The sequence below is a fragment of the Microcystis sp. M113S1 genome, assembly GCF_020246945.1.
Taxonomy (GTDB): domain Bacteria; phylum Cyanobacteriota; class Cyanobacteriia; order Cyanobacteriales; family Microcystaceae; genus Microcystis.
The window spans coordinates 1-6245 of sequence record NZ_JADBSA010000343.1 but is presented as its reverse complement, the minus strand read 5'-3'; the positions used below and the strand labels follow the sequence as shown (position 1 = coordinate 6245).

The following is a 6245-nucleotide window of genomic DNA, read 5'->3' as shown; positions in this document are numbered from 1 at the left end:
TGAAAACGGACGGGTCGAAAGTGTCAGACTTAAGCAATTAAGCGTTTTTCGGTGAAGCGTCAACCCCATTGACGCGACCACCCTAAAAAAGTGGCGTGGTGAGGAATCGCCGTCCGTTTTACGGCGGCGAGGATGTCAAAATAAAATGCCTCTTAGCTTAACTACTATAAGAATTCATCTTTCTATCGTATTGAGGACGACAGGGACTGCCCCAAGCGACCTTTTGAGCGGGAATATCGGCAAATACGCTACTTCTTGCCCCAATAACAACATTAGAGCCAATTTTTACCCCCGGAGCCAGGAAACAATCGGCCGCGATCCATGTACCATTACCAATGAGGATGGGAGTGGTTTTTAAGCTGAAAGAGCGATCGCAGGGAGCGTGACTGCCAGTGCAAAGATAGCATTTTTGAGAAATCACACAATGACTGCCGATGGTAACGTTATCTAAACTATAAATCACCACATCATCGCCAATCCAAGTATAATCGCCGATCGCAACTTTCCAAGGATAAGTAACCCTTGCCGTCGGGCGAATTTTCACCCCAAGGCCGATTTTAGCCCCGAATAGTCGCAAAATAGCGCAGCGAAAGCTATCCATTTGGTGCAAACTGAGAGGAAAAAGAATTCCCTGTACTAACCACCAAAGTAGGATAATCGGATTAGAACGACCGCGATCAAACCAAGATTGATCGTAGGTACGCAGATCTAGCCACGCTTCCTCATCGGTGCGGATTTCTGGGGACATAGGACTTATTTAATCATTTTCGCGGGTTGAGGTTCCGAGGGTTTAACCGGGGGATTAGCATGGGCATTAACGTTTAATTTACCGCCAAATTGCCGTAATTCGTACAATTTAACCCCTATTTGGTATTCGTACTGACTCAAAAGACGACCGTAGATATAACCAGCTTTGCCATCCAAGAAACCGAGACGGATAAAATAAAAGAGAATAAAGCGCAGCAGCGGTTTAAAGGGCAATTTTACCCAAATTTTCTTTAAAAAACGTTTTCTCTGCACCGCATCACCGAACAGGTTCGCTCCGATCGTGCCGCTTTCGTCATTACCCGTGAGAATATTGTAATAAACTCGCGCCTCCCAGTTGGAATAACGATTATGTCTTTCTAACCAATGATAGATATCGCGGAAATCGATGTGCAGCATATCATTTTTCAGATATCCCACCTTGCCATCGAGGATAACGTGTTCGTGAACCTCGTTATCTCCCGTGTTGGGGATATCTTCCGTGTTTAAATTCTCGTATCTGCCCGACTTATGTTTAAATAAGCGCAGATTCCAGTCGGGATACTTGCCACCATAACGAATCCATTGTCCGAGGAAGAAGACGCGACGATTGAGATAATAACCGTTATAGTTGGTATCTTGGATCACGGTGGCGATTTCGTCCCATAGTTCGGGGGTGATTCTCTCATCACAATCGACGATTAATACCCATTCATTGCGAAAAGGCAGATTATCGAGGGACCAGTTTTTCTTTTTCGGCCAACGACCATTAAAATAAAATTGGACTACATTAGCCCCATAGTTTGTAGATATTTCGATCGAGCGATCGCTACTTTGGGAATCGACGACAAACACTTCATCAGCCCTAGCAACACTCTCTAAACAGGCGGGAAGGTTAGATTCCTCGTTTTTGGCGGGAATCAACACCGAAACGGGAATTTTTTCTGATTGACTAAACATTGGTACACTGTGGCTAGGTAGAGTGTTCGCATCTTTCCTTAAAACCCTTAGTCACTCAGAAAGCGAGAACTAGGACCTAAGATTTTTTTTAATCTTACTATACCTTATTCGGTTTTTTACGCTATCCCTAGGCTTGAACCTAAGAGAGAGACTCCTAGAGACTTGGATATTCTCCCAGAAAATAGCGAAAAATTCGCTAGGCAATACATATGTTCTAGTATCTAAATTTCTAACTGCGAAATAGACGACTATACTGGGTTTCGTGGTTCATACTGGCAAAACTTAGTCCCCAACTCCAACTGCTCAGGTTTTCATCGGCTAAACTGATAATATCTGCTGTTGCTGTTAATAAACTGGGCTGTAAACCGATCAGAAGGGATTGTCCTAGGGTTTGCCCTAGGGGAATTAAACGCAATCCCGCATTGATTAAATTACTTGCCCAACTGTGTAAATAGCCTAAAACCGCTAATTCTTCGCCAATTTGCCAATGACTTGCCCCGATCGCAAAAGCGGTGGCATAATTAGCCTGTTCTGGTAGATTATCTCTGGCCGGTGCTAACTCCCGCAATAAGTTTAACAGCGATCGCCCCATTTGCCAGCTTTGTTGTCTTAATTCGGCCGTTTCCCGCGTGGCCGATAACCAATTATCCCAATAATTAAGTTTTGTAAAATCTTCTTGACAAAAACAACGATATACCCTTAACAAAACAGCCGTTTCTAAGCGAATCGAGCCTTGACAAAGCGATCGCTCTAACCAATCATTTAAGCTGGCACTATTGGAGATAATCCCCTTTTCGACGAGGGTTTCTAGCCCTTCGGAATAACTATAGGCCCCGACGGGTAGAATGGGACTAGCCAATTGTAATAAACACAAAAGTTCTTTTTGATCGAGCATAGAAAACCGAGAAAATTGTCCTTAACACATTTAGGGAAATGCTTGGCACTTCGGTATGTAGATCGAGCCTGTAGAAAGCGGCACTCTGTGAATTATACCGTGGTTAATAGCCACAATTATAAACTACTATACTTATGTCCTCACGAGAACAGCATTTTCTGAAAATAAATCTTGTCGTTCTCCTCTTGATTTTAGCTTTGATTGCTGGGGTTGATCGGGAAAAATTACACTCTAGTCTTTTATTTTATCCTCCCGCTACTCCCCCAACTCCGCTCGCTGGTTTATTAACCCATTCTTTTCAATTGCTTTGTTGTCTGCCCCCGATTGTTTGCCTTTTTAGTTATACTTTGTTGTCCCGCCAGACAAGTTTCAATAATTCTGACAATTTTTTACTTTTTTCTGGTATAATAACGGGACTTTTTGCCATCAATGAAATCTTCAGAATTCATATCATTCTCCTCTATTTTAATATTCCCAAATTCTTGACTATCTCTGTTTATGCCCTCGCAATTCTGATTTATGGTTTAGCATTTTGGCGGCGAATAAGACAAACTTATTACCAAATTTTAATCATCGCTTTAGCACTTTTAACTTTTGCGATCGCTATCGATTTTCTCCAGATTAAAAATCAAGGTTTTGCTAGTCTAAGTGAAGGAATTCCTAAACTGTTAAGTGCTGTGAATCTAGCTGGCTATTTTTGGGATGTATGTTTTCAAGAAATTTCAGCCCAGATCAAATCCCAATAAATTATCCATTTATCTGTTTAACCAGATGTAAAATTTCAGGAAGAATCAGTTTTTCTAGGGCTAATTTAACGGCATTAGTGGAACCAGGGAGAGAAAAGACTAATAAGTTTTTATAAACCCCAGCTATTGCCCTTGATGCCATGGCACGGGAGCCAACTTCCTGATAGCTGAGATAACGAAATAATTCGCCAAAACCGGGCAAAGTAATCCTTAATAAAGGTACTAAAGCATCATAGGTGTTGTCTCTGGGAGCAATACCCGTACCCCCATTGAGAATTAAGACTTTTATCTGATTTTGATTACTAATCTCTGGTAAGATTGCTTGAATTTGTAGGGGTTGATCGGGGATAATTAAGTATAGGCCGATATCATGACCCGATCGAGTTAGTAACTCTTGAATTATTTGGCCGCTACTATCCGTCTCTGGGGTACGAGTATCGCTCACCGTGACTACGGCACAGGTAAGGTTAAGGGGGGTGGTGTCGGGATGGGGAATAAAGGTCATAATTAGGTTTTGCGGCAAAAAGTTTTTCGGTGGGGGTTGGGGGTTGGGGGTTGGGGGTTGGGGGTTGGGGGTTGGGGTGTAGGGTTTTACCGATTTTCAGGTGGTCAATTACCTAATGTTCAGGGAAAAAGTAGCTTAATTTTCCCCCTGATCACTCCCAGTCCTGGCACTTTTGGATTTCAAAAAGGTCTAAAAGTCTTATCCAACAAGGTTTTTAGATTTATCTGGTCAGTGCAGTCACCCTATAATAAAAAACTTAAGTTTTGCAAGTATTGCCGATTTTTGCCAGTTTTTGGAACCTTTTCGCCGGTAATAATGACAAGGTGAAAGGAGCTTCTAGAGAACAGATTATCCCAAAATAACAAAATCGAGATTATCATCTAATTGGTATAGATTATGACTGGAATTATGAGTCAACTCAGTCCCCTACAAGCCGAACAAATCAAGGAAATCGGGACTTATTTACGTCAAAAGCGGGAAGAAAGCTGCCTGAGCATAGACGATATCGCCGCCCTGACGATGATTAGATTATCAATGCTAGAAGCGTTGGAAACGGGGAATTGGGAGAAATTACCAGAATTAATTTATGTCAAGGGATTTATCAAACGCTACGGTGATGCTCTAAAAATTGATGGTAAAGCTTTAGCCGATCGCTTGTCTCCTAGTGCGGAACAATTAGCTCAAGAGGTAACTATCCCGAAAACACTGCCCACAAAAGTTACCCCTCTCCCCAAGGCTGAACCGGCTGCCCCAAAAGTGGAACCGGTGAAACCAGAAAAACCAGCCCCGGAAACTGGCCCCCAACCGGCTAAATCAACCTTTTTCGGGATGTATCTCTGGCTAGGCTTGCTGGCGGGCATATTTTGTGGTATTGGCTATCTTTTCCTCCGTCCCCCTCTCTCTAACGCCCCTGCCGTTACTCCCTCTCCTTCCCCCGTGGTTTCCCCCGCGCCAGTAGTCCCTCCCGCACCGGTAGCCTCTCCTTCCCCTTCTCCTCAGTCAAAAGTTCCCCTCTCAGCCGAAGTAACTATTGAACAGGCCGCTTGGGTAAGGGTAATTGCCGATGGCAAAAAAGTCCATGAAGGCAATCTCCAACCCGGTACTAAACAAACTTGGACAGCCCAAAAGAGTTTAAATATTCGATCGGGCAATGCTGGTGGTGTTAAAATCTCTCTTAACCAAAAACCGGCCCAATTAATGGGTAAAGCTGGCCAAATTGGCGAAATAACCCTAACTGCACCTCCTCTCAGTGATCAGTAAACAGTAATCAGTAATCAGTGAACTAAAAACTCGCATCTGAAAACTGATCACTGATTAGGCTGCATTATCCCAGATGGGGGTAAGGGTCTGATAATCGTAGCGAGAAGCGTTAGGATGACAGCTGACACAGGTGGTATGACCGAGAGGAGTGGGTAAATTGACCCTAGGGTGCAAAACTTTTAAATAGCTAGACTGTTCAATTAAGAGGGGAACGAAAGTAGTCTGGGTAAGAGGGCGGGAAGAATAACTGAGATAATCCCAGATAAAACGCTGAGTAATGCCAACAATTGGTTTTAAACGGATACCATAGTGAGAATTAGGATTTTCTAGGATTTTTTTCCAAGTTTGACTGGGTAGGATGCTCGGAGGAATGGCAATATGGCAAGTGGCACAATTTTCTAGATAGGTTTGCTGTCCAATTTGATAACGATTCAGCACTGTATCCGAGGAGGGAGATTGGGCGATCGCTGGTTGTTGAAGTAGCGAAGCCAGTAGAATACCCCCTAGAATACTGAGGAGAAAGAGGATAAGAAAAAAAATCGATTTCACTTGACCGCTGGAAGGCATGACTGGGATGACGAGTAATTGAACACAATTGTGACACTCTCGCCATCACAATGCCAAGCTGTGTGATGGGAGATTCTTGCTTCACAGAAACCTGCTTTTTGAGACGAATCCCAAGGAGTCTTACAGTCTCTCCACAAGTTTAAACTCCTGACTGCCCATCAGTATTTGGGTTCTTCTGGTTTATGTGTGGAAACGAGGTCTATACTGATATTTTCTAGTTTCTTCCTCGGCTCGACTGAGCATCGCCGAACGTCAAAATAGTCCTAAAAGTCTTGCTTGATAGGTATTTCATGGTTTCATAAGCAAAAATTATAACACAAAGTCGAGAAGAGCCTCTTAACTTTTTTTGTATCAAAATTACTTGAACGGGAGCATTAAAAGGGGAGAATTAATCCCCCCATTAATTTAGACAAAGAAACTATTGACTGCAATAGTGCCGAGCGCCGGTAAAGTACCCGTTAACCCGGTGAGATTAATCACCAAATCATTAGCACTTTGGAAACCCGCCGTACCGTCGTTGATAATTAGGTAAGTAGAAGAACTATTGTCCCGCACTAAAACAGCACTG

The 6245-nt window shown here is 43.1% G+C and carries 8 protein-coding genes; 2 read left to right on the top strand and 6 right to left on the bottom strand.

Annotated elements, in window-relative coordinates:
• Positions 1-157: 157 nt before the first annotated feature.
• From hpsU to IM319_RS17205, 3 genes are all read right to left on the bottom strand, one after another.
• A complete protein-coding gene (gene hpsU / locus IM319_RS17215) occupies positions 158-748 on the bottom strand; it encodes a hormogonium polysaccharide biosynthesis acetyltransferase HpsU (protein WP_286825866.1) in 591 nt (196 codons plus the stop codon).
• A 5-nt stretch (positions 749-753) separates the two neighbouring features.
• Positions 754-1704: a glycosyltransferase family 2 protein gene (locus IM319_RS17210; RefSeq protein ID WP_287736401.1), complete on the bottom strand. Its 951-nt coding sequence runs from the start codon at positions 1702-1704 to the stop codon at positions 754-756.
• 229 nt (positions 1705-1933) lie between these two features.
• Positions 1934-2599 (bottom strand): urease accessory protein UreF, encoded by a 666-nt coding sequence (locus IM319_RS17205; RefSeq protein ID WP_012266864.1) that lies wholly within the window; start codon positions 2597-2599, stop codon positions 1934-1936.
• 134 nt (positions 2600-2733) lie between these two features.
• Here IM319_RS17205 and IM319_RS17200 point away from each other — a divergent pair, with 134 nt between their 5' ends.
• Positions 2734-3345 carry a hypothetical protein gene (locus IM319_RS17200; protein WP_287736400.1) on the top strand — a complete coding sequence of 204 codons (612 nt, stop codon included), beginning with the start codon at positions 2734-2736 and terminating at the stop codon, positions 3343-3345.
• Between the two features lies 1 nt (position 3346).
• Here the strand turns inward: IM319_RS17200 and IM319_RS17195 are convergent, their stop codons facing one another.
• The gene (locus IM319_RS17195; RefSeq protein ID WP_287078316.1) at positions 3347-3850 is read right to left on the bottom strand and encodes a MogA/MoaB family molybdenum cofactor biosynthesis protein; all 504 of its coding nucleotides are present in this window, start codon (positions 3848-3850) and stop codon (positions 3347-3349) included.
• A 396-nt stretch (positions 3851-4246) separates the two neighbouring features.
• Here IM319_RS17195 and IM319_RS17190 point away from each other — a divergent pair, with 396 nt between their 5' ends.
• Complete coding sequence (locus IM319_RS17190) at positions 4247-5110, top strand: helix-turn-helix domain-containing protein (RefSeq protein WP_287736399.1); 864 nt, start codon at positions 4247-4249, stop codon at positions 5108-5110.
• Positions 5111-5164: 54 nt separating this feature from the next.
• Here IM319_RS17190 and IM319_RS17185 read toward each other — a convergent pair whose 3' ends face one another.
• Together IM319_RS17185 and IM319_RS17180 are read right to left on the bottom strand one after the other, a co-directional pair.
• On the bottom strand, positions 5165-5677 hold the full coding sequence (locus tag IM319_RS17185; RefSeq protein ID WP_287736398.1) for a dihem cytochrome c family protein: 513 nt from the start codon (positions 5675-5677) through the stop codon (positions 5165-5167).
• Between the two features lie 405 nt (positions 5678-6082).
• Positions 6083-6245: bluetail domain-containing putative surface protein (locus tag IM319_RS17180; RefSeq protein ID WP_287736402.1), on the bottom strand; the 163-nt coding region annotated here is incomplete at its 5' end.